This window comes from Mycobacterium sp. SMC-8, assembly GCF_025263565.1.
Lineage (GTDB): Bacteria > Actinomycetota > Actinomycetes > Mycobacteriales > Mycobacteriaceae > Mycobacterium.
The window spans coordinates 6,146,383-6,170,387 of the sequence record NZ_CP079865.1 but is presented as its reverse complement, the minus strand read 5'-3'; the positions used below and the strand labels follow the sequence as shown (position 1 = coordinate 6,170,387).

General features: G+C 68.1%; 19 protein-coding genes and 1 pseudogene. 9 read left to right on the top strand and 11 right to left on the bottom strand.

Annotated elements, in window-relative coordinates; genetic code table 11:
• Complete coding sequence (locus KXD97_RS29600) at window positions 1-1,824, bottom strand: sulfatase-like hydrolase/transferase (RefSeq protein WP_260754583.1); 1,824 nt, start codon at window positions 1,822-1,824, stop codon at window positions 1-3.
• Window positions 1,821-2,267 (bottom strand): SRPBCC family protein, encoded by a 447-nt coding sequence (locus KXD97_RS29595; protein ID WP_260754582.1) that lies wholly within the window; start codon window positions 2,265-2,267, stop codon window positions 1,821-1,823. Before KXD97_RS29595 ends, KXD97_RS29600 begins: the two co-directional genes overlap by 4 nt.
• A gap of 104 nt (window positions 2,268-2,371) precedes the next feature.
• On the opposite strand from KXD97_RS29595, the gene KXD97_RS29590 reads away from it, so the two are divergent.
• Entirely contained in the window at window positions 2,372-3,628 is a 1,257-nt protein-coding gene (locus KXD97_RS29590) for a trans-acting enoyl reductase family protein (RefSeq protein ID WP_260754581.1), read from the top strand.
• Between the two features lie 3 nt (window positions 3,629-3,631).
• Here the strand turns inward: KXD97_RS29590 and KXD97_RS29585 are convergent, their stop codons facing one another.
• From KXD97_RS29585 to KXD97_RS29570, 4 genes are read right to left on the bottom strand one after another with little or no spacing between them, the layout of a single operon-like run.
• Window positions 3,632-5,677: an FAD-dependent oxidoreductase gene (locus KXD97_RS29585; RefSeq protein ID WP_313901331.1), complete on the bottom strand. Its 2,046-nt coding sequence runs from the start codon at window positions 5,675-5,677 to the stop codon at window positions 3,632-3,634.
• The gene (locus KXD97_RS29580; RefSeq protein WP_260754579.1) at window positions 5,674-8,862 is read right to left on the bottom strand and encodes an adenylate/guanylate cyclase domain-containing protein; all 3,189 of its coding nucleotides are present in this window, start codon (window positions 8,860-8,862) and stop codon (window positions 5,674-5,676) included. The genes KXD97_RS29585 and KXD97_RS29580 overlap by 4 nt, the downstream gene beginning before the upstream one ends.
• On the bottom strand, window positions 8,859-9,398 hold the full coding sequence (locus KXD97_RS29575; protein WP_260754577.1) for a hypothetical protein: 540 nt from the start codon (window positions 9,396-9,398) through the stop codon (window positions 8,859-8,861). Before KXD97_RS29575 ends, KXD97_RS29580 begins: the two co-directional genes overlap by 4 nt.
• On the bottom strand, window positions 9,395-10,798 hold the full coding sequence (locus KXD97_RS29570) for a hypothetical protein (protein ID WP_260754576.1): 1,404 nt from the start codon (window positions 10,796-10,798) through the stop codon (window positions 9,395-9,397). The genes KXD97_RS29575 and KXD97_RS29570 overlap by 4 nt, the downstream gene beginning before the upstream one ends.
• An 82-nt stretch (window positions 10,799-10,880) precedes the next feature.
• On the opposite strand from KXD97_RS29570, the gene KXD97_RS29565 reads away from it, so the two are divergent.
• Window positions 10,881-11,570 carry a hypothetical protein gene (locus tag KXD97_RS29565; protein WP_260754574.1) on the top strand — a complete coding sequence of 230 codons (690 nt, stop codon included), beginning with the start codon at window positions 10,881-10,883 and terminating at the stop codon, window positions 11,568-11,570.
• Complete coding sequence (locus KXD97_RS29560; protein WP_260754573.1) at window positions 11,567-12,619, top strand: polyprenyl synthetase family protein; 1,053 nt, start codon at window positions 11,567-11,569, stop codon at window positions 12,617-12,619. Before KXD97_RS29565 ends, KXD97_RS29560 begins: the two co-directional genes overlap by 4 nt.
• A 10-nt stretch (window positions 12,620-12,629) precedes the next feature.
• Here the strand turns inward: KXD97_RS29560 and KXD97_RS29555 are convergent, their stop codons facing one another.
• On the bottom strand, window positions 12,630-13,193 hold the full coding sequence (locus tag KXD97_RS29555) for a TetR/AcrR family transcriptional regulator (protein WP_260754572.1): 564 nt from the start codon (window positions 13,191-13,193) through the stop codon (window positions 12,630-12,632).
• Window positions 13,194-13,293: 100 nt separating this feature from the next.
• Here KXD97_RS29555 and KXD97_RS33415 point away from each other — a divergent pair.
• The 4 genes and pseudogenes from KXD97_RS33415 to KXD97_RS29535 form a co-directional block, all read left to right on the top strand.
• Window positions 13,294-13,425: pseudogene (locus KXD97_RS33415) on the top strand (NAD-dependent epimerase/dehydratase family protein); the annotation flags it as partial.
• 173 nt (window positions 13,426-13,598) lie between these two features.
• The gene (locus tag KXD97_RS29545) at window positions 13,599-15,821 is read left to right on the top strand and encodes an acyl-CoA dehydrogenase (RefSeq protein WP_260754571.1); all 2,223 of its coding nucleotides are present in this window, start codon (window positions 13,599-13,601) and stop codon (window positions 15,819-15,821) included.
• 36 nt (window positions 15,822-15,857) lie between these two features.
• Entirely contained in the window at window positions 15,858-17,066 is a 1,209-nt protein-coding gene (locus KXD97_RS29540) for a thiolase family protein (RefSeq protein WP_260754569.1), read from the top strand.
• A gap of 2 nt (window positions 17,067-17,068) precedes the next feature.
• Window positions 17,069-17,491 (top strand): Zn-ribbon domain-containing OB-fold protein, encoded by a 423-nt coding sequence (locus tag KXD97_RS29535; protein ID WP_260754568.1) that lies wholly within the window; start codon window positions 17,069-17,071, stop codon window positions 17,489-17,491.
• A 62-nt stretch (window positions 17,492-17,553) separates the two neighbouring features.
• Here KXD97_RS29535 and KXD97_RS29530 read toward each other — a convergent pair whose 3' ends face one another.
• From KXD97_RS29530 to KXD97_RS29515, 4 genes are all read right to left on the bottom strand, one after another.
• Complete coding sequence (locus KXD97_RS29530) at window positions 17,554-19,020, bottom strand: adenylate/guanylate cyclase domain-containing protein (RefSeq protein ID WP_260754567.1); 1,467 nt, start codon at window positions 19,018-19,020, stop codon at window positions 17,554-17,556.
• Between the two features lie 96 nt (window positions 19,021-19,116).
• Entirely contained in the window at window positions 19,117-19,419 is a 303-nt protein-coding gene (locus KXD97_RS29525) for a hypothetical protein (RefSeq protein ID WP_260754566.1), read from the bottom strand.
• An 11-nt stretch (window positions 19,420-19,430) separates the two neighbouring features.
• Window positions 19,431-20,942: a class I adenylate-forming enzyme family protein gene (locus KXD97_RS29520; protein ID WP_260754565.1), complete on the bottom strand. Its 1,512-nt coding sequence runs from the start codon at window positions 20,940-20,942 to the stop codon at window positions 19,431-19,433.
• Entirely contained in the window at window positions 20,939-21,808 is an 870-nt protein-coding gene (locus tag KXD97_RS29515; protein WP_260754563.1) for an NAD(P)-dependent oxidoreductase, read from the bottom strand. Before KXD97_RS29515 ends, KXD97_RS29520 begins: the two co-directional genes overlap by 4 nt.
• A 172-nt stretch (window positions 21,809-21,980) precedes the next feature.
• On the opposite strand from KXD97_RS29515, the gene KXD97_RS29510 reads away from it, so the two are divergent.
• Complete coding sequence (locus tag KXD97_RS29510; protein ID WP_260754562.1) at window positions 21,981-23,570, top strand: methylmalonyl-CoA mutase family protein; 1,590 nt, start codon at window positions 21,981-21,983, stop codon at window positions 23,568-23,570.
• On the top strand, window positions 23,570-23,971 hold the full coding sequence (locus KXD97_RS29505; protein ID WP_260754560.1) for a cobalamin B12-binding domain-containing protein: 402 nt from the start codon (window positions 23,570-23,572) through the stop codon (window positions 23,969-23,971). Before KXD97_RS29510 ends, KXD97_RS29505 begins: the two co-directional genes overlap by 1 nt.
• Window positions 23,972-24,005 lie beyond the last annotated feature (34 nt).

Sequence of the window (24,005 nt, the reverse complement as noted above, 5' to 3'; positions counted from 1 at the left end):
TCACCGGCGCAGCCGTCGCAACGCGCGCGCCGGTGTCCACGGGGCCCGTTGCGGCGGCTGTCGCCGGACGTAGGGCCAGGGCTCATTGCGCTCCGGAATCGATTCGGCGCGAATCTGTTTCAGTCGCGCGCGCAGGTGGGCGCGCAGCTCGTGCAATTCGGGATCGGTCCACCGGTTGTGTTCCTCGACCGGGTCGTCGGTGAGGTTGTAGAGCTCCCATTGGTCGTCGAGCGGGTCGGTTCGATAGGCGGGTCCGCCCATGCCGTCGGCGGCGAGATGACGAACCCCCGGCTCGGTCCACGTGCCCGGGTCGTCGAACGACCGCACCAGTTTCCACAGATGCCCGCGCTCGGGCGCGGGCGCCTCTTCCTCGACCCTCACCACCAGCCCTTCGAAATTGGCGGCCGTATGGGCTGGGATCCGGATACGCAGCGGCGCAGGGACATTCGAGGTCAGCTTCAAGGCGCGGGCCAGCCCCGAGGCGCCGGTGTCACCCTCCAGCATGTTGTCGCGCGTCATCAGATACACCGCGCGGTGGTCGTCGGGCCGGTCACCGTCGACGACGGGCATGAGGTCGCGGCCGGGCAGGGGATGAACCTCGGAGAACGACTCCATCAGGAGGGCGGCGGCCGCCTCCACGTCGACGCCGGCCGCCGAGAGCACGGTCGGAACGAGATCGACGTGCGACGTCGGCGCGGTGATGCTCCGCGCGATGGTGGCGCGGCTGCCGACCCGGGCGATGACGAACGGAACCCGGGTCGCCTCGTCGTAGAGGTTGAACCACTTCTGGTGCAGCCCACCGTGCGCGCCCAGCAGATCACCGTGATCGGCGGTACGAATCAGCACGGTGTCGTCGGGTCCGGCTCCGGTCCCGCCCTCGGTGACGGCGCGGCGCACCCGGTCGATCGGGGTGTCCACTTCGGCGTGCAACCGGTAGTAGAGGTCCCGGTAGCGCTGGGCGTTGCGTCGGTAGGTCCGCTCGATGGACCGTGCCGGACCGTAGCCGGAGTAGTACGCCTCGCGGAACGCGATCTGGGCGGCGGGCTTGCCGGACAGATCCTCGTCCGCGGTGGGCGCGGCCGGCACCGGAGGAGGGTCCAGCGGCGATGCGGGCAGCGGGTTGCGGCGTGCCCAGGCCGGAAAGAGGACGATGTCATGCGGATTGACGAAGCTGGCCACCACGAGAAACGGTCGCAGAGCGGCGGGGTCACCCGCGCGGCGTCGCGCGTAGCGGTCTTCGAGCCAGGCCACCACCCGGTCGGCGATCAACGGATCACGGCGGATGCCCGCGTTGGACAGCTTGGCACCATGCGGTTCCGGGCCCACCCAGCCCGAAAACCCGTACGCGTCCAGCGGATCGGCATCCAGGTAGCGGCGCACCGCGGCCTGGTCGACCGCCCCGTCGTCGTCGTTGGTGGCCAGCGACTTGCCGGTCTGCGGGTCGGTGAGGTCGGCGTGCGAGATGTGCCACTTGCCGTCATAGTGGGTGTCATAACCAGCGGCACGCAGCCAGTGCCCGAGGGTGGGCACTTCACCGGGGCGTAGCCATCTGAGCCGCGAATCATCATGGGCCTTCCCGATGCCGTCGGTCTGCGTCACGCCGTGCAGATCGGGATACTGGCCGGTGAAGATGGTAGGCCGGGACGGCACGCAGGCCAGTGAGCCCGTGTAGTGGCGCGTGAAGCTGACCCCGTTGTCGTGAAACCATTTTCGGCCGCTCAACGTCCGGTCACGCCACATACGGAGGTCGTCGGGCTCGTACGGCGGGACCGCACGCTCTTCGTCGGTCATGATGACGACGATGTCGGGCCGTTCGGAGGTCATGCCGTTCCTTCCACGGTGTTCACCAGCGAGTCGAGCAGCCTGCTCGAGTTCCGTGCCATCAACCCCGCGAAAGCGCGTTCGGCGACGGGACGCCACAGGGGATGCGACGACCGGATCGTGCTCGTCAGGGTCACCGTAGTCGCGTCCCCGGGCCCGCGCGCCACGTTCCAGCGGTTGGTCACCGAGAAACCCTTCGGCACACCGGCGACCCGGTAGGCGAGGACATGTGGGGCGTCGAATTCCACGATCGTCTCGACGAAGGTCTGGCGGCCGCGCTGAACTCGGCGGGCCAGCCCGACAGGTCCCGAACCCTCGTCGCCGTTGAGCAGGCAGCAATGGTCGACGTCGTCGGCCCATGTGGCCAGCGCGCCGAAATCGGCGAGCAACCCCCACACCTCCTCGGGGGCGGAGGGAACGCAACGACGGCGGCTGATGTCGGCCATGGGCCCATCCAAGTCGGTCGCGCCCTCGGATGGGCGAAGACGCACCGGAACTCGGCGTCACGAGTCCCCGGCGGCGGCAGCACCGCTGCGGTAGCGTCGCCACCATGCGGGCCGGCCGCGACCTCGACATCGTGCTCTTCGGGGCCACCGGGTCCGTCGGCACGCTGACGGCCCGATACCTCGCCGCCGCCTGGCCGGACGCGCGCATCGGTCTGGCGGGCCGGTCGGAGCAGCGGTTGGGCGCGTTGCGGGAAGCGCTGGGGGCGCCGGCCGCGGACTGGCCCCTGCTGCGCACCGACCTGACCGATCCGGCACGGCTCGCCCAGATCGTGGTCAGGTCGGGGCTGGTCGTCAGCACGGTCGGCCCGTACGGTCGTCTCGGTCTGCCGCTGGTTCAAGCGTGCGCCTCGACAGGCACCGACTACGTCGACGTGGCCGGCGAGATCCCGTTCGTCCGCACCAGCATCGACCGCTGTCACCGGGCGGCGGCGGGCACCGGCGCCCGGATCGTGCATTCGTGCGGCTTCGACTCGGTCCCGTCGGACTTGACCGTCTACGCGCTGCACCGTCAGCTGACCGCCGACGGCGGCGGCGAGCTGGGCGACACCACGTGCGTATTGAGGTCGGCGAACTACGCCGCCGGATTCTCGCGGGGGAGCGTGGAAACCATGCTGTCCCTGATGCGCGCGGGCTCCGGTGACCCTGACATGCGGCAACTCCTCGACGATCCGTACAGCCTGAGCCCCAACCGTTCTGCCGAGCCTGATCTGGGCCCGCAGCCCGATCTGTCGTTGCAGCGGGGGGAGGAGCTCGCGCCCGAACTGGCGGGACTGTGGACCAGCGGATATCTGATGGCGCTCTACAACACCCGGTGCGTGCGCCGCAGCAATGCCTTGCTGAACTGGAGGTACGGGCGGCGGTTCCGCTACCGCGAGGCCGCCAGCATGGGCTGCTCGGCGGCGGCGCCGGTGATGGCGCTGATGACCAATGCGACCATCAGCGCCGCGGCCACACTCGGCGGCCCGTACTTGCAGATGATCCCTCCCGGCGTTCTGGAAGCCATGACCTCACGGACGACGGTCGGTTCGCGTGACGACACGGGCACCGGCCACTACCGAGTCGAGACGTACGCCGTCACCAGCGACGGCAGGCGGTATGTGGCCCGGATGGGCCAGCGCGCCGATCCCGGATATGCCTCCACTGCAGTGCTGTTGGGAGAGGGCGCGCTCGCACTCGCCTTCGAGCGGGACCGGCTGCCGGACCGCGCCGGGGTGCTGACGCCGGCCTCGGCGATGGGCGAGGTGCTGGCTGCGCGGCTGCGCGCGGCCGGGGTGACGTTCGACGTCGCGCGGCTGGACTGAGCGTCAGGGCATGAAGAACCCGCGGATACGGTGCCGCTGGCCGCGGCCGAGAAGCGCGTTGGCGGCTTGCAGGCCCGAGATGACCGCCGCTTCGATGCATCCGGCGTTCAGACCGGTATCGGTCCAGTCGCCGGCGAGGACGAGGTTGTCGTAGCCGCTCTCGTCGGAACGGAGCCGATATCTGTCGGAACCGGGGACAGACAGCACATATCGATCCGACGGGTCGATGTTGACGCTGACGTGCTGGGTCTGCAGAGCCTCGATGCCGCACAGCCCGTCATTGCCGGCAAGCAGATGCCAGGCGAAGCCGTCGGCGGTGGCCGCGCCCGGAAGGTACAACCCGACATGGCTGTCCAGATAACCGACGGCGCCGTCGAGGGTCTGCCGCCGGCACTGGGCGACGTAATCTGCCGGTTCAACAGTGTTGGGCCACACAGTGTTCAGCGCACCGCAGAAGTAGGCCACGGTTCCGGGGCGGTCGTGGTCGGGCCACTGTTCGGCCCACAGCGTCTGCGGCATCGACGCCCAGGTGTCGAATGGCGCGACGTAGCCGCTGGTGGTGACACCGGGAAGGTCCCACCCGAGAGCCGCCTCCTCGGGCCGCAGCCACAGCTGGAATGCCTGCGTGGCGACGGTGCGCACATGCGTGGTCATGTCACGCCACTGCGGGTTGTCCGCGACGAGCTCGGCCGCCACGAGTTCGACCATTCCGAGTGAGACGGCAAGCACGACCGAGTCGAACTCGACACCCCGGCGCAGCACCCGGACTTCGACATCGGCTCGCTCGCAGAAGTGGGACTCGGCATCTTCGAGGCGCGCACCGCCGTCGAGCTGTCGCGCCAGCGGACGGGCCGGGAACACCGGCAGGCCCCCGACCCTGGTGAGCGGTTCGTATTCGGTGACACCCCCGGCCAACCGGGCCTGCCGCCCCACCGTCACCGCCTCGACGGCCTGCCGCGATCCGTCCAGGTGAAGGGAGTCGACGCGGTGGAAAAACTCGAACCGCACTCCGCGCCGCCGCAGCACCTGGTACATGGGGGCGATGACGATGTCGCCCATACCGGCGGTCATCTTCCAGAAGAACGCCCCCTTGTACCGGAACAGCGCGATGCCGGTCAGCAGGACGGCGACACCGGCGGCCAGTGCGGGCCGTCCGACGTCGCCGTCCTCGTAGCCGAAGACGATGTCGTACAGTCCGCGCACGAGGGGGAAATCGACGACACCCGGGTGTGCGCCGTGCCGGGTGATCCACGTGCAGAAATCCTCGTCGTTGATGGTGCGGAATCCCTTCGGGTCGGTTACGAGACCGTCGGCGATGATGCCGTGCACCACGGCGGTCTCCATCGAGACCAGCAGTAACAGCCGACGGGTCTCGAGAGGCTGGTCGTGGTCGAGAGCGTCGGCGATCACGTCCTGGGCGCGAAGCAGGATGTCGGCGGGCACGGTCAGCGGTGCCGGCGGCTTGATCAGACCCGTCAGGACCACGGTCGCCACGCTGCGGATCGCCTCGAGCTGTCGTGTCAGCTCTGCGGTGGGTGACGACGCATCGGCCGACGTGGTGAGCGAGTCGACGAAGGCGACGACGAGCGCCATGGCGCGCAGCGCGAAGTCGACAGCAGTGAACTCGGTGCCGGTCGAGTCCGGTTCGCCAGGTAGTTCGCTGTCGGCGGCGAGCCGGCCGGGCCACACCAGCCAGCGCTCGCCCGACCGCTCGGCGATACCCAACGAGTGCGCCGGCACCAAGGCATCGTCCCAGGACTGGATAGGCGAGTTCGGATCCGTTGTGGCGCGGTCGAGTTCGGCGTAGCACTCCCGTAGTACCACAAAGGCGTTCTCATAGCATCCCAGCCACACGTGCAGGCCGTGCTCTTCGATACGGCCGTGCACACCGCGGCTCGATGCCGCCTTTCCGCCGAGCCGCCACCCCCGCTGATACACCGTGATGGACTCGAAACGGTCCCGCCACCCGGGTTCGCTGAGCCGCCATGCTGCGGTCAGGCCCGCCATGCCGCCGCCGAGGACGGCGACCCGTTGCCGCTTCCGGGTCACCGTAGCAGCGTTCGGGCACGCGAGACCTCCGGCAGTGCCGAATCTTCCGGCAGCCGCTGGAGCGCATCGCGCAGCGCATGCCGGGCGGCATCGCCCGTGAGGACGAAATCGTCGATGGCAGAGCGTAGTCCGAGAAGATGGGACCCTTGTCTACGGGCCAGCTCAAGCGAGGAGCGCAGCTGTTCATGCCGTGCCTGCTGGTCGGGGAATGTCTGCGCGCGAAGCCGCAGCAGTTCGGCGTCGTAGAACTGAATCCAGGTGTCCTGCCCCATCTTCAGCGAGACATCGAGGCATTCACGGGCCTCGTCCAGATCACCGACAGCGATCAGCAGCCGGGCGAGCACGGCATCGGACATTGCGAGGAATGTCATCACCTCGAAGGCCCGCCACGTCCGGACGACCGTCCGCATTGTCTCGATGTGAGGTTCCAGGACGGCGCGATCGGTCCGGCCGTCGGCGAGCGCGGCCATCGCGAGTCCGGAACTCTGTTGGCTCCATCCGACCATCACCCATTCGTCGAAGTCGTATTGCTTTGCCAGGGAGACGAGTCCGGAGGCGAGGTCGGCGCAGACAGCGGGCTGGCCGGACTCAGATCGCACCAGCGCCTCGATGGATCGTCCGTAGCACAAACTGAAGGCGCCCTTCGGGAATCCGACCGCCAAGCTGCGCGCTTCCATGAGTTTCAAAGCGTCCTCGGCGCCGTCCAGATCGCCCTGGACGAACCGCACGAAGGCGAGGAACGAGTACATGCCACCGATCGGATCGTTCGGGCCATAGTAGGTGAACGAGGACTGCGCCGACGAGTCCAGGACAGAGGCCGCCGCCTTCTCCAGCATGTCCCGCGCACCGTGGAAATCGCCACGGAAACCGGCCAAGATTCCCATGGTGGTGGCCATCCCCGGTGCGGCTTTCGGTGACTTGTCCACCTTGGCCTGCAGCGTCTCGGCGAGTTGGGTGCTACGGCGCAGGTCCCCCCGGGCCGTGTAGTAGATCCACAACGCATTCAACGTGGCGTAGAGCTCAGGTGACGGATCCGGACCGATGAGCTCCAGACAACGCTCGAACTCGGCGACCGCCTCCGGGCTGGAATGACCCTGTGCCGCGGACGCGAGATGGCCTGACTCCAAACGAAGTTCGATCTCACGGTGATCCCGGGCCGGGCCAGGTTTGTCCATGGCGACATCGGCCAATGCCTTGGCCAGATGGGCCCGCGCCTCGGTCAGCGCGCCGCGCCGGCGGGCGTCGGTCGACGCGTGCTCGTACGCGGTGGCCGCCTCACCGTATCGTGCCGCCGACTCGTAATGCTGGGCGAGCAAGGACCATTCGGGGTCGGCGCGATCGGCGCCGGCGACGAGGGCGTCGGCGATGCGGCTGTGCAGTCGGCGGCGCACGGTCGGGGGAGACACCTCGACCGCCACCTCGCGCAGCAGTTCGTGACGAAAGCGCCAGCTCTCCTTGTCGACAGGTTCGACCACCCTGGCTTGTGCCAGGCCGGTCAGAGTCGCCTCGATCGCGTCGAGGTCGAGCCCCAGCACCCGGGATAACAGCCCCCGATCGAACCTGCTGCCGATCAGCGCGGCAGCGCCCACGAAGCGCAATGCGTCGGGATCGGTGTGCAGGCGGGCGAAGAGGGCTTCATAGAGTGTGTCGGGAACCGCAGTCGCCCGGATGTCGCCCCTGGGCTGATCCTTCAGACGCGCGACGACCTCTTCGATGTAGAGCGGGATGCCGTCGCAGCGCGCGCGGACCGCCCGGCGCGCGTCGCCGGACAGTTCGGGGTGCAGCTTGCCGACCAGTTCGTCGGCCTCGGCCTCGTCGAGCGGTTGCACCGAGAACTCGGTGACGCGGTCACCGAGTGGTGGCAGGGTGCGGCCGGTGATGACCACCATCAGCTTTCCGGTCTCGATGCCGAGCAACGTCTTCAGGACGGCAACGGTGTCGGGGTCGAACCAGTGCACGTCGTCGGCAAGGACGAGGGCCGGGCCGGAATCGATGCAGGCGCGCAGATAATCCTGGACTGCACCGGCGATGCGCGCCGACAACTTCGCACCCTCGGATTGGACGGCCTGGTACCCGCTCTCGGCCCGGATGCCCAACACGGGTGCCAGCAGCGGGACGACCGTCTCGGGGCTCAACGACCGCTGCAGCACCTCGTTCTCCAAGGCGCGCAGCCGTTGGGCGGGGTTGCTTTCGCGCTGGATCCCGCAGCGGCGCTCCAGAAGTCGCCGCACCGGTCGCAGACCGACATCGGCGTGGAACGGGGATCCGAACAACCCGAGCACCACCGCGCCGTCCCGCGCAGCCATCTCGACCGCGGCGTAGGCCAGTCGCGTCTTGCCCACACCCCCCTCACCCTGGAACGCGACCCCGGGCGTGCCGAGCGTGTGGTGCCGGGCCAGCTGCCAACACGACCGCAAATGCTCCAGTTCGGGCTCGCGGCCGACGAGCGGCCCTGTGGTGCTGACGAGCACGTCGCGTTCCCCGGTGACGCGGAACGTCGTGATGGGCTCGGGCACGCCCTTCACGGCCTGCGCCGCGCGCACATCCGTGTGGAAGGTGTCACGGACGACGAGTTCGATCGACTCGGACACCGCGACCGAGCCGGGATCGGCCACGCTGCACACCCGCGCGGCGAAATTCGCCCCAAGACCGTAGATGTCGTCCTGGACGGTGTCGAGGTACACCAGCCCGCGGTGGATGCCCACCCGCACGCTGATGCCGAATCCGAACCGGCGCCGCACCCGCTCGCTGAGTTCGGCTATCGCACGGACAATGTCCAGGCCGGCGTACACCGCGCGATGCGCGTCGTTCTCGTGGGCCTTCGGATGCCCGAAGAGTGCGAGCAGACCATCGCCCTTGACGGACGCGATGTGGCCTTCGTAGTGGTCGACGAGGCGGACGACCTCCTCGCGGTAGCGCCCGATCACCGTGCGGTACACCTCGGGTTCGACGCGGGTGGACAACGCCGTCGAGTCGACCAGGTCGGCGAACATGATGGTCAGCCTGCGCATCTCACCCTGCTCATCGGGTGCGGTGAGCAGATCCTCGGCCTCCTGGTTATCCCCGTCCACGGCCAGAACCTGGTCGGCGAGTGCGTCGGCGGTCCGCCGGTCGCCACGGTTGATCGCCTGTACCGCCCTGGTCAACAGATCGTCGATCGGGGTGTGGACGTCGTCGTCGCTCACAGCCCGACGGTGACCGACACCTCGTCGGGCACCAAATCCTGGGGCGACAGGTTCGTCGCGCCGGCCGAACTGCTCAGCCGCACGGTGCCCGCGTAGTTCGAGCCGATGAACCTGTGGTCAACGAGGACGATCCGGAACTTGTCGATCCCTGCGGGCAGGAACGGCGGGTCGAAGGCCACGGCGGGGGGCTGGACCGTGACCTTGGGCAGGCCGACCCGGACCAGCGGTCCGACGAATTCCAGGGTGCGCGGGAATGTCCTTGGTGCGACGGTGATCTCCTCAGAGGGCAGCGGTGGGCCCAGCGTCGAGGGCACCGGAAGGCAGGCGCCGCCCTTGATGAGGGTCTCCAGAAATGCCACATATGCCTTGACCCACGCGTCGATCAGACCGTGTACCAGACCGATCCGGCCGTCGATGCCCAGCCCTTCGGCCGAGTCGCTCTGTTCGGCGGCGGTGTTCCAGAGCCGGCTGGTGTCCTCGATGAGCTTCTGCGTCGTCGCCCTGTTTGCGTCGATGGGATTGGTCGGGCCGGTCATTTCGCGCCTCCCTTCGGCTTCGACAGGGCCAGCATGATCCGCCACGGCTCGCTGGCGATGCGCGCGCCGACCTCGGCGCTGTACTGCGCCAGGTCCGCCAGGGTGAGCTGACCCGACATCCATTTGTCGGTCACGTCGAGATGTCTGGTGGTCATGTCCTCGACGCACTGGACGGCCATCGTGATGACAGTCGATGCCGCCGAGTTGTCCGGGGGTTGCGCAGGCGAGGACTGCGCTGCGTTGTCGGGGATCTCGGGGGCGTCGAGCCACGGCCAGCGGTACTCGCCCTTTTCCGGCGGACGCTTCGCCGACCCGAAAAGCATTTCCATTGTGGCGTAAGCATATCCGAATATGCAGACGAACCGCCCCTGGGTGAAGGCGCGCATACCCTCGATACGCACCACCTTGCGGGTGCGCACCGCCACCGGCGGCACGTCGGGGTTGCCCTGGGGGGCCCACATGTTGATGTAGCCGCGGTCGATCGTGATGCGGCCGTCGCTGTCCGGATCCGGAAGGGGGTCGTTGAGGTCGTAGTCCAAACGCGCGCTGTGGCTGCCGGGCAGATCCACCGTGGTCTTGAAGAACTTCAGCATGGTGTGAAGCTGGATGCCGATCGGCGGCGGGAACGCACAGATCCCCACTGTCTCCAGCACCCGCCGCCAACCGTCGGGACGCAGATTCCGGTACTCCATGTGGCAGAAGAATGCGGGGTAGTTCTCGTCCCAATTCCGCGGATCGGCAACGCCTTTGACCTGATTGAGGGATACCTCCTGGGAGGTGAAATCCGTGTCGACGACGATCGCGTCCCGCCCGCCGATCGACACCACCGACGGCCGGCAGAGCGGCACCGCGGCGGCGTCGGCGGAGAGCACCCCCAGCGCGACGAGCTGCTGCGCGACGTCGTCCCAATCCTGCCATCCGGTGAACTGCTGGTCGAAAAGACCGATGATCGTTTGCAGTTCGTCCCCTTCGTGCTGGAGCGCCTGAGGGTCGGCCGGACGTTGCGAGCCGGATGGTTCGGGAAACGTCGGACCGAGCAACGAGATCAGAGCACTCCTGGCCGGCCCGGTGGTGGGGTCGTCGAACGGCAGCACGACACCGTCGGGGACGTTGCTGGTCAGGTGAATCACCGCGCCCAGGGCATAGATCAATCGCGCCTGCTCCGGCACGGTCGGTGTGGAGTCCGTCTCCTGCAGTGCCAGGATCGCGTTGGTGGGATCGGCGTCGACCTGCGGGGCGCCGGGGAGCATGAACGCGAGCAGTTCCCGGTACCACTCCGGGGTCGACGAGCTGCCGGGGAGGAATCGGTCGGCAATCTCGGCGACGCTCGGGTCGCCGGTCCGGACGGTCGCGGTGTCCAGAGATCCTTGCAATTCGAGTATCGCGCGCAGTACCGACATGCCCCCTCCTGCTGTCGTATGCGCAGCTAGCATACCGTCATAGAGGCGTTGGCGCGCGTTAAATTCGAGGGAGGCGAAGCGCATGGACGCAGGGGGCGGAGGCAGATCCAGCAACGAACTCCCGTGGGCAGCGGTATTTGATTCCGCAGCAAACCTACGGGCGCTCAGCGCAATTCAGGCCGACGGCTTCCGCGCTGCGAGCGAACTCGTCGACCGGTTCGTCAGGATGGCCTCAGCCGGCATCGGTGCCTACGGTCAACCGGGCCAACCGGTGACCCCGTCGGGCGGTCACGATCAGACGGACCTGTTCGGGGCCACCGGACTGGAGCCGTTCGTGGCATCGTGGTGGGCCATGGTCGACCAGTTCCTCAAACTGCCTGTACAGCAGCGCGAGCAACCGTCCGCCCCGGCCGAACCCACGCTCGATCTGGCGACGGCGACGGCGTCGGGATGCGTGCAGCTGACAGCGGCACCGACCGGTGTAGCAACCGCAGAGCTGTGGTTGCGTAACAGCGGTTCCGTTGATTTGGGAAAGATCAGGCTGCGATGCGGAGGGCTGCTGGCGGACCACGGTGGGACCATCGGTTCCGAGGTGGCGGGGTTCGAGCCCGAGATCGTACCGATGCCGGGGCGTAGCAGTCGGGGGATCACCGTGCAATTCGAGCTGCCACGGCACACCGCTGCGGGCACCTACCGCGGCATGATTCTGGTCGACGGGCACCCCGGCGTGTGGCTGCCGCTGGTTCTGGTGCTCGGGCAGGGTGCGTCGTGACCGGCACCGTCGATCGGAACGAATTGGTCGGTGAGGTCGACGATCACCTGCGTAGCGTGGCCAAGACCGTCCGCCGGGGGATGCTCGATGCGATTCCCGACGGAGAGCCGGTGGAGTGGCTGTATGCGCCGATGCGCGAGTATCCGTCGCGCCCCGGCAAGGCGCTTCGGCCGGCGCTGTGTCTGGCGGCGAGTCGCGCGTTCGGGGCCGGACCGGATGCCGTGCTGGACATCGCGATCGCGATCGAATTGCTGCACAATGCGTTCCTGGTGCACGACGACATCGCCGACGGCAGTCAGATGCGCCGTGGCAGACCGACGCTGGCCGCGGCGCACGGCATCGCCGCGGCGCTCAATGCCGGCGACGGTCTCGCGGTGGTGGCGAGCCAGGTGCTCCGAAGGGCGACAAGGCAACTCGACGACGAACTGGCCGATCTGGTGTGGCACGAGTTCGACACCATGGCGATGCGCACGCTGGAGGGGCAGGCCATCGAAGTCGGTTGGCAGCTCGATCGGGTCGAGGATCTCGGTCCGGCCGACTACCTAGACCTGATCATGCGGAAAACATGTTGGTACACCACGATTCACCCGCTACGCGTCGGAGCTCTGGTCGGCTCAGGGGGAACCGCGGACCTGGCAGCGTTGGTGGGCTTCGGGTTTCACTTCGGTGCGGCGTTTCAGATCCGTGACGACCTGCTCAACCTCGTCGGCGACGAACGAACGTACGGCAAGGAGATCCTGGGCGACCTGTACGAGGGCAAACGGACCCTGCCGCTGATGCACCTGGTGTCGGCGGCCACCGGCACCGACCGAGAAGTGCTGGCCGACTATCTGCGCCGCGGGCGGACGCAGCGCACCCAGGAGATGGTGACCGAGGTGCGTCGACTGATGGACGACTACGGCAGCATCGAGTACACCCGCGAGTACGCCGAGGGCATCCTGCTCGTCGCGGAGGACTACTTCGAGCACGCCTTCACGGCGGCGGTGCCGGGACCCGACCTGGAGTTCCTGCGCTCGCTGGTCCCGTATGTGTGGGCGCGGTGGCGCTGAGCCCTCAACGTCAACTGCCGAGTACGGTGCGGGTGATCGACTCGGCGCGTCCCGGCGAGAACGCGCGGCCTTCGCCGAGGATCGCGTAGACGATGCCGCCGACGATCGCGTCGGTGGCATCCTGGGCCGCAGCGCTCGTGAAACCGGCCTCCGTCAATCGGTTTCGCACGGTGTCGTGCAGCGGGCGACTGAAGCCGGCGTGCAGGCGTGTCGCGGTGTCGGGGTTCTCCATCCCGGCGGCGGTCAAGATTCGCAGCATCGCGTGGCCGCGTTGAGTGGTCAACGCCGTCGCGAGCGCGGTCGACCACGCGCAGACATCGGCGGTCACGTCGTCGGTGCGACCGATGGGGCGCAGGATCCGGTCGGCGTCTTCGAGGATGACGTCGGCGACCAGGGCGTGCCTGCTCGACCACCAACGGTAGATCGTCTGCTTGCCGACACCCGCCCGGGTGGCCACCGCCTCGATGCTGAGCTTGTCGAAACCCCGTTCCATCAGCAGCTTGCGGGTGGCGGTCATGATGGCCACCCGGGACTTCTCGCTGCGCCGCCGGGGCGCCGCGGTCTCGGTGGCCATCAGGAGCGTCCGTCCGGCTTTACACACTGTGGCATCGCCCGTAGTGTGCCACAAGACGAGACGTTGCGTCTCGTTTAAGGAGATGTGGAGGAGCCGGACGATGGCGGGAACCAAGCTGGTGATCGGCGCCAGCGGATTCCTCGGCTCCCATGTCGTCAAGCAACTGGTGGCCGACGGCGAGCCCGACGTGCAGGTGATGATCCGCACCACCAGTTCCACCCGCGGGATCGACGGCCATCCGGTGCGCACGCCGCTGAACATCCGGTTGTTGCACATCATGTCCCCGATGGACCATTTCAAGGCGGTCCGGGAGCTCGGCGGGCAGCCGCGGCCCAGCTCGGAAGCCGTCGAAGCGGCCGCGCGCTTCTTCCGAGACCGGCCCCGTCGCGTAGCCGAAGGAGCGCGATGACCATCGGCCTGACACCGGAGCAGGAACAGCTCGGCGCTGCCGTCGCCCAGTTCGCCGCCCGCCACGCGCCGGTCGACAAGACCCGCGAGTCCTTCGAGGCGCTCGCCGCCGGGGAGCTGCCACCGTGGTGGGAACAGTTCGTCGGCAATGGTTTCCACGCCGTCCACCTGCCCGAAGAGGTGGGCGGCCAGGGCGGCACGCTGACCGACACCGCCTGCGTGATCGAGGCGGCGGCCGCGGCGCTGTTGCCGGGGCCGGTGCTGGCCACGGTGTCCACCAGCGCGGTCGCGCTGCTGGCCGACGACACACCGGCACGGCAGGCCCTGATCGGGGCCCTCGCCGATGGTGCGTCCGGCGCGGTGATCCTGGCCGGCGACAACGGTTTCCGCGCCGTGCCGGGCGCAAACGGCTGGCGGATCGACGGCCGTTCTACGCCGATCGCGGGGGCCTGCGCGGCGCGGATCCTTCTGGTGTCGGCCGACACCGGTGAGGGCACCGCGTGGTTCGCGATCGATCCGGCGGGACCGGGGGTCTCGGTCGAGAGCCGCGTCGCGACCGACCGGACTGTGGACGTGGGGGTGGTGCGGCTCGACGGCCACCGCTGCACCGACGACGCGGCGCTGAGCGGCATCGACGACGTCCGGGCGCGGTGTATGACGGTCGCGCTGGCAGCCGCTGCCGCTTCCGGCGTACTCCGCTGGTGTGTGCAGGCCGTCACCGATCATCTGCGCACCCGGGAGCAGTTCGGCAGGCCGATCGGGACTTTCCAGGCCCTCCAGCACCAGGCGGCGATGCTGTTGGTCAACAGCGAGCTGGCGAGTTCGGCGGCGTGGGACGCAGTCCGGTCGGCATCGGAGGACCCGGCGCAGCACCGCATCGCGGCGTGGGGTTCGGCGCTGATGGCGATCACGCCGGCACCCGAACTGGCCCTCGACGCCCTGACGATGTTCGGCGCGATCGGATACACCTGGGAGCACGACCTTCACCTGTACTGGCGCAAGGCGACGAGCCTGGCCGCGTCGATCGGTCCCTCCGGCCGGTACGCCGAGTCGCTCGGCGAACTCACCCGCACACACGGACGCGACGTCTCGGTGAAGCTCGGCGACGTCGACCTCGAGTTCCGCCGCGGCGTGGCAGCGGTGCTGGACGAGGCGAGGACCCTGCGCAACGACCGTCCGGGGCGCCAAGGCGACTATGAGAACCTCGCGACCGGACCCCAGCGGACACTGCTGGCCGAAGCGGGTCTGATCGCGCCGCACTGGCCGCGGCCGTGGGGGGTGGAGGCCACGCAGCTGCAGCTGTTGATCATCGACGAGGAGTTCGCCAAACGGCCCGACCTGGTGAGGCCCTCACTGGGGATCTCCGAATGGATCCTGCCGACACTGATCAGCTCGGCACCCGAACACATCCAGGAGCGGTTCATCCCGCCAACCCAGCGGGGGGAGCTCGGCTGGTGCCAGTTGTTCAGCGAGCCCGGGGCGGGTTCCGACCTCGCTTCGCTGACTACGCGCGCGACCAAGGTCGACGGCGGCTGGCGGATCAACGGCCACAAGATCTGGACGTCGTCGGCGCACACCGCCGACTTCGGGGCGTTACTCGCCCGCACCGACCCGGATGTCGCCAAGCACCGGGGAATCGGTTACTTCATCGTCGACATGAATTCCGAAGGCGTTGACCTGCAACCGATCCGGCAGGCCACCGGTGAGTCTCACTTCAACGAGGTGTTCCTCGCCGACGTGTTCGTCCCGGACGAAATGCTGCTGGGCGAGCCGACCGACGGGTGGAACCTGGCGATCGCGACGATGGCGCAGGAGCGGGTCGCGATCAGCGGCTACGTCAACTTCGACCGGGCCAGCATCCTTCGCGCACTGGCCGCCGAGGAGCGCGCCGACCGCAGCCGGGTGCTGGCCGCGCTGGGCGAGGCCGACGCGTACGCCAACGCGATCAAGGTGCTCGCACTGCGCGAGGTGATGCGCCTGCTCGACGGGCAGGCCGCCGGACCGGCATCGAGCATCGCCAAGGTCGCCATGAACGTGATGCTGCGACGCATCTTCAAGGCCACGCTCGAGCTCGCCGCACCGGCGGCACTCGTCGAAGACTCCGAGCCGGCGATCGTCGAACCCTACTTCCACCTGCCGGCGGAACTGATCGGCGGCGGGACGAAGGAGATCCAGCTCAACATCATCGCCCAGATGATCCTCGGACTGCCTCGCGCGTGAGTGCGACGCGGGGCTACGGAGCGACAGGAGATACCCATGGGTCTGCGCGGTGAGGCCGCGATCGTCGGTTACGTGGAGCTGCCCCCGGAACGGCTGAACAATGCCACCCCGGCGCCTTTCACCCTGGAGCAGTGGGCGGAACTCGGCGCCGCGGCGCTCGACGATGCCGGGCTGCCCGGTGAGTCGGTCGACGGCCTGGTCACCACACACCTGAGCGAGTCGGAGATCTTCGTTCCATCGACGGTGGCCGAATACCTGGGCGTCCGAGCCAATTTCGCCGAGATGGTGGACCTGGGCGGCGCCAGTGCGGTGGGCATTGTCTGGCGCGCTGCCGCGGCGATCGAACTCGGGATCTGCGACGTGGTGCTGTGTGCGATCCCGGCGCGTTACCTGACAGCGACATCGGAGAGAAAACCCCGACCGCTGGTCGACGCCATGTTCTTCGGAGCGTCGAGCAACCAGTTCGGTTCTCCGCAGGCCGAATTCGAGATCCCGTACGGCAATCTGGGCCAGAACGGGCCGTACGGCCAGGTCGCCCAGCGTTATGCCTCGGTGTACGGCTACGACGAGCGGGCGATGGCCAAGATCGTGGTGGACCAACGCTTCAACGCAAACCACACCGAAGGGGCCATCTGGAAGGACAAACCGCTCACGATCGAGGACGTGCTCGCCAGCCCGGTCATCGCCGACCCGCTGCACATGCTCGAGATCGTGATGCCCTGCCTGGGTGGTGCGGCGGTGGTGGTGGCCAGCGCCGACGTCGCCGCCCGCGCGAAGAACCGGCCGGTGTGGATCAAGGGTTTCGGCGAGCAGGTGCCCTACAAGACGCCCACCTACGCCGCGGATCTGCTGCAGACGCCGATCGCCCGGGCCGCAGAGACGGCGTTCGCGATGTCGGGCCTCACCCGCGAGCAGATGAACATGGTGTCGATCTACGACTGCTACACGATCACTGTGTTGCTGAGTCTGGAAGATGCCGGCTTCTGTGGGAAGGGCAAGGGCATGGAGTTCGTCTCCCAGTGCGACCTGACCTTCCGCGGCGACTTTCCGCTGAACACCGCAGGCGGTCAGCTCGGGTTCGGGCAGGCGGGCAATGCGGGGGGAATGCACCATGTGTGCGACGCGGCCCGCCAGATCATGGGCCGGGCCGGGGAGGCGCAGGTGCCTGATTGCCACCGTGCGTTCGTCTCGGGCAACGGCGGCATCCTGTCCGAACAGACCACACTCGTGCTGGAGGGGGACTAGCCATGAGCACACCGACCTTCGAACGGCCGATGCCGGTCAAAACGCCTACCACTGCGCCGTTCTGGGATGCCCTCGCCGAGCATCGGGTGGTGATTCAGTACTCGCCGTCGTCGCAGTCCTACGTCTTCTATCCCCGGGTGCGCGCCCCCAGGACGCTGGCGAACGACCTGGAGTGGCACGAGATCTCGGGCATGGGCACGCTGTACTCGTTCACCGTGGCCCGCCGCCCCGTCGGCCCTCACTTCGTCGATGCGGTGCCTCAGTTGCTCGCCATCGTGGAGTGGGACGAGGGACCGCGGTTCTCCACCGAGCTGGTCGATGTCGAGCCGAAGGACATCGTGATCGGCATGCGGGTCAAGCCGGTCTTCTGCGACTACCCCGAGCATGACGTGACGATGTTGAGGTACACGCCGGCCGATCGGTGAGATTCGCGGCGAGGCCGCTGGTCGGCCCGGTGTGAGCGCCGCTACGGATCTCGACGCGGGACCTAACCTCCACCCGGGGTGTGGATCTCGGTCGGGTCGCGGCGTCCGCGCAGCGTGACCTGCCCACATGGGACCCACCGGGCCTGCTCGGACTCGTTCGCGCGGGTCAGTGCCGCACCCGAGGACAGGGTTCGGCGCTCGAATTCCTTGGCATGGTCGGCCAGCCGGGCGGCCTCGTTGACGGCGTCACCCACCACGGTGTACTCGTAGCGGTTCCTGGCCCCGATATTGCCGGCGAACACCGGTCCCGCCGACACGCCGATACCGAAATCCACTGCCAGTCGCCGCAACTGAGCGGCCAACGCGCGGGCGGTCGCCAGCGCAGCCGAGCACGGGTCGTCGATGCGCAGCGGGGCGCCGAACACCGCCAGCGCGGCGTCACCCTGAAACTTGTTGACCAGACCGTGCCGTCCGTCGACCTCGGCGACGACGATCTGGAAGAAATCGTTGAGGATGTCGGCGACTTCGTGGGGGCTGCGCTCGGTGGCCAGCTGCGTGCTGCCGACCAGATCGATGAACAACACCGCGACCTCGCGCTCGTCGCCGGTGGATGTGTCGCTGCGGGTGCCGGCCTGCTCGAACGCCCGCCGGGCCACTTCCTCGCCGACGTGGCGGCCGAACAGGTCGCGCAGCCTGTCGCGTTCCCGCAGACCGGCGACCATGCGGTTGAACCCGCTCTGCAGCCGCCCGATCTCGGACCACTCGTACACGTCGATGCTGCGATCGAGTTCGCCTTTCTCGACGTCGGCCATCGCCTCGGCCACCTCGTGGAGCGGATCCGAGATGGATATCGACACCAGGATCATCGAGCGTAGACCGAGCACGACCGCGACCAGAGCGAGTATCAGCAGCGCGAGCTCGATCGGGGACGACGCGTTGAGCAACCAGTTCTGGGACTGCAGGATCAGCAGCACCGCGATGGCCGAGCCGGGCAGTGCGGTACAGGCCAGCCACATCAGCAGCAGGCGGGCCCGCACGCCCGGCGCGGCCGGCCGTTTGGCGTCGGCGGGCACGGCCGCCAGCAGGGGCCGCAGAGTCCGCAACGTGAACAGGAACCCGGTGGTGACGGTGGCGATCGCGCCGAACAACAGCGCGGTGGTGAGCACCACGAACACCGTCGCCGGTGCGTGCACGTTAAGCGGTACCAGGATGGCCGCGGTGAGCAGCCACGGCGACAACGTGATGACCGCCTGACGGCGCATGATCTTGGCCGTGGTCCGGATCTCGCCGGGCGTGGGCCGGCGGCCGGAGCTCAGCCAGCGCAGGGACGGACGGAGGATCAGGACCGCGCCCAGCGCCACCGTGACGGTGCCGATCAGGCCGACCACCGAGAAGGTGATCACGTTGCCGGTGGTGATGACACGACGGCCGGCGAGCGCTACCACGATCGCGAGGACCTCGGCGACGGTCAGCAGGTATGCCGACGTGAGCCCCGCGGCGTACCTGGTGAGCAGGCGGCGTGGCCTCACCCGCCGAAGGTATCAGTCGCGTGCAATCAGATACGCGGCGATGGCATGGCTCGACCTCGTCGCGGTGACACCCGCGAACGCCCCCGGGCTTCCTGGTCAGTCGCTGGCGGGTAGCGGCTTGGCCTCCTTGAGCGCCAACGGGGTCGCGCCGATGCTCAGCGTGCCCTTGCCGGCTTTCGTCACGAGCACCTCGGCGCCGCTGTCGTCGACGTAGCGCTTGCCCATCAGATTGCCGTCGGCCAGTTCGCCGTCCAGCGACAGACTCTCGTCGACACTGTCGCCCACGGGCACCATCGGGGCGCCGCCGGCGCGCAGGTCGTCGAGACTGTCGCTGCTGCGGACCACGATCACCTGGGTGTCGCAGACCTGGCTCTGCAGTCGGGTGCCGTTCTTGATCATGCAGGGGCTCCTTATGTCGCGGCCGGCTGTGCCGGCGATGGGTCCTGGTTCAGTTCGTCGACGAGTTCGCGGCGCAGCACCTTGCCGGTCGCGTTGGTGGGCAGTTCGTCCCGGAACACCACCCGGTCGGGGGTGCGGGATCCGCGCAACTGCGCCCGCACGTGGCCACGCAGATCCTCGACGTCGGGTACGGTCCCCGGTTCCGCGACCACGACGGCGACGATGATCTGGCCCCACTGGGGGTCATCGGCACCGACCACGGCACAGTCTCGCACGTGCGGGTGCTCCACGAGCACGTCTTCGATCTCGGCGGGGGCGATGTTCTCGCCGCCGCGGATGATCGTGTCATCGGACCGGCCACCGATGAACAGGTAGCCCTCCTCGTCGAGGTAGGCCACGTCCTTGGTGGGGAACCAGCCCTGCTCGTCGAGCACCGAACCGATGTCGGTGTACCTGCCAGACACCTGCTCGCCGCGGACGAACAGTTCGCCGGACTGGTTCGGTCCCAGTACCGTGCCATCGTCGGCGCGGACCTGCACCTCGATGCCGGGCACCGGCCGACCGACCGAACCGAGCCGCCGGGTGGCCGCCTCGTCGGAGGCCGCCAGGGCCTCGCGGTGATCGTCGGGGGTCAGCACCGCGATGGTCGAGCTGGTCTCGGTCAGACCGTAGGCGTTGACGAACCCGACGCCGGGGAGCAACGACAACGCTTTGCGCACCAACGGCAACGGCACCTTCGATCCGCCGTAGGCCAAGGTGCGCAGGGTCGGCAGCGAGGTGCCCCGCGCCTCCAGCACCGAGACGATCCGGTCGAGCATCGTCGGCACGACGGTCGCGGAGGTGACGCCCTCGTCGGCGACCAGCCGCACCCACGTCTCGGCGTCGAAGTGCCTCAGATACACCATCTTCCGTCCGGCGTACAGATTCGACAGCGCGGCACTGACACCGGCGATGTGGTAGGGCGGGACGCAGATCAGCGCGGCATCGTCCGGCTCGGCCGACGCGAATTCCACCGTCCCCATGATGTAGCTCGTGAGGTTCGTGTGGGTCAGTTCGACAGCCTTCGGCTTCGACGTCGTCCCCGAGGTGAACAGCACGACACCGACCGCGTCGGGGTCGGCGAACTCGGCCGCGGGATCCGCGGTCCGAGCTCCGGCGAGGAACTCCGCCGAACCGATCGTCCGATAGCCGTCGCCGACCGCATCGCGGTATTCGTCGTCGACGACGACAAGGGGATCGGGCAGCCGGTCGAGCAGCGCACGCAACCCATCGGCCGACAGCCGGTAGTTCAGCGGCGTCACGGGTGTCGCGGCGCGGGCCGAGGCGAACAACAGCAGCGGCAGCATCGCGCCGCCGGTGCCGATGTAGGCGACATGCTGGGCGCCCGACCCCGCGATCACCCCGGCGCCGCCGTCAGCGAGGGTGCTGAGTTCGGCGGTGGTGAGCCGGAGTTCGTCGGAGACCAGGGCGGTCCGGTCCGGGTCGGCGTCGGTGGCCATCTCCAGCAGCAGCGAGATGCTCATGAGGCTCGCCCGTCGACGAAGATGTCGAGGATCGGGTCGTCGCCGCCGCCGTAACGCGACAGGTCGGCCACACCGGACTCGACCAGGACAGCGGCGTCGATGTAGCACTGCCCGTTCACCTGCGCCGGTGGCCGCGACAGGATCTGCACGGCGGCGTCGGCCATGATGTCGGGGCTGCGGGAGGCTTTGACGAGATCATCACCGTCGGCGAGGTTGCTCACCGCCGAGGTCGCGATGTAGGTCTCGGGCCACAGGCAGCTGAAACCGATGCCGCTGTCTGCGTACTCACTGGCCCAGCCCAGCGACAGCAGGGTCATGCCGTACTTGGACAACGTGTAGGACGGGTGTGCACCGAGCCAGTGCGGGTTCATGTTCATCGGCGGCGCCAGGGTGAGCACGTGCGCGCCGGTCGCCGATTTCCGCAGATGGGGCAGCGCGCCCTTCGTCAACAGAAACGTGCCGCGGACGTTGATGTCCATCATCAGGTCGAACTTCTTGGCCGACAGCGCCTCGGTCGGTTCGGTGGCGATCGCACTGGCGTTGTTGACGACGATGTCGACCCCGCCGAAGCGTTCGACCGCGGTCGCGATCGCACGCGCCACGTCTTCTTCCTTGCGGACGTCACCGACCACCGCGACACCCTTGCCGCCCGCAGCTTCGACGTCGGCGACGGCGGTGTGCACGGTTCCCGGAAGCTTGGGGTGCGGCTCGGCGGTCTTGGCCAGCAGCACGACGTTGGCGCCGCGCCTCGCTGCAGCGAGGGCGATGGCGAGGCCGATTCCGCGACTGCCGCCCGAGACCACGACGGTCCGGTCGGCGAACGTGGTGTCGCCGGTCCCGCCGGTCGCGTTGGACTCTCCAGACAAAGGGGCCTCCTCATCAACGCCCGATAGCGTCGTTCTCATTTTAGGCGAATCCCATAATCGCCGTGTTCCCGGGTTTGATGCGGGTCTTTGGCGGGTCGGCACGCACTGCGGCGTGCGGCTTTCCCTCAGGCGGTATTGGCATTCTCATTTTTTGCAAGTACGTTATCCATCGATGAGTGACCAAGTCCACCCTCTGGTAGCGACCCCGTCGGGGATCCCGCTGGAACCCGTGTACGGACCGGGCGATCGTGCGGCCGACCCCCCACCGCCGGGGCAGTATCCATTCACGCGCGGAAACTTCGCGTCCGGGTATCGCGGCAAGACCTGGACCTTCCGGCAGTACTCCGGTTTCGGCACCGCCGAGGAGTCCAACCGCAGGTACCGCTACCTGCTCGATCAGGGCGGTACCGGGCTCTCGGTGGCGCTGGATCTGCCCACGCAGTGCGGTTACGACTCCGACGACGAGGAGTACGGCGAGGAGGTCGGCCGGGTCGGCGTGGCCGTGGACACCCTCGCCGACGCCGAGATCCTGTTCGACGGGATTCCGCTGGACAAGATCAGCACGAGCTTCACGATCAACGGCACGGCGGCCATCCTGTTGGCGTTCTACGTCGCCGCCGCCGAGAAGAAGGGTGTGCCGCGGGAGAAGCTCACCGGCACGATCCAGAACGACATCCTCAAGGAGTACGCCTCGCGCGGCACCTGGATCTGGCCGCCGGAGCCGTCCCTGCGATTGATCGCGGACACCATCGAATTCTGTGCGGCCGAGGTGCCGAGGTTCAACGCGATCTCGGTGGCCGGTGCGCACTTCCGTGATGCCGGCGCCAACGCGGTGCAGGAGATGGCGTTCACCCTCGCCGACGGCGTCACCTACTGCGACACCGTGGTCGAGCGTGGCCGGATGACCATCGACAAGTTCGCCCCGCAGATCTCGTTCTTCTTCTACACCCACGGTGACTTCTTCGAGGAGATCGCGAAGTACCGCGCCGGGCGCCGGCGATGGGCGACGATCGTGCGGGAGCGTTACGGGGCCACCACGGACAAGGCGTCGATGTTCCGGTTCGGCTGTGTGGCCGGTGGGGCGTCGCTGTATGCCCCGCAGGCGCAGAACAACCTGGTGCGCGTGGCCTACGAGGCGATGGCCGCGGTGCTCGGCGGTGTGCAGTCGATGTTCACCGCGGCGTGGGACGAGCCGTTCGCCCTGCCCTCGGAGGAGTCGGCGACCCTGGCGCTGCGCACCCAACAGATCCTGGCGTACGAGACCGGCGTGACGAAGGTGGCCGACCCGTTGGGCGGCTCCTATTTCGTCGAGGCCCTCACCGACGCCACCGAGGAGAAGATCGTCGAGATCATGCACGACCTCGAGACACACGGCGGCATGGTCCGCTGCATCGAGGACGGCTACCTGCAAGGCTTGATCGCCGACGAAGCGTTCAAGATCCACCAGGAGGTGGAATCGGGTGAGCGGCCCGTGGTCGGGGTGAACCGATTCGTCGTCGACGAGCCGCCGCCGGACCTGGCCACCTATGAGCTCGACGCCGAGGGCCGCGACAAGCAGTTGCGGCGGCTGGCGAAGGTCAAGGCCGACCGCGACGACGTCGCCGTCAAGGAGGCGCTCACGGCGCTGGCCCGGGCCGCAGAAGGCGACGACAACCTGATGCACAAGCTGATCAACTGCGCGAACGCGTATTGCACGGTGGGAGAGATGGTGTCGACGTTGAAGTCGGTGTGGGGCGAGTTCCAGCAGCCGGTGGTGTTCTGATGTCAACACGTGTGCTGGTAGCCAAGCCGGGTCTGGACGGCCACGACAGGGGAGCCAAGATCGTCGCCCGCACGCTGCGTGATGCGGGCTTTGAGGTGATCTACACCGGGATCCGGCAGCGCATCGAGGACATCGTTTCCATCGCATTGCAGGAAGACGTTGCGCTGGTTGGTCTTTCGATCCTCTCGGGAGCCCACGTCGCGCTGACCGCTCGCACGGTGGAGGCGCTGCGCGCCGCCGACGCTGCAGACATCGCCGTCGTCGTCGGTGGCACCATCCCGCAGGGCGACGTCCAGAAACTCCTCGACGCCGGCGCCGCCGCGGTGTTCCCGACCGGGACGCCGCTGGAGGACCTGGTGCGTGATGTGCGGGCGCTGACGGAGAGAGTGGAGCACACATGAGGCCGGGTGGAGCGAGGGTGCGCACAGAGCGCCC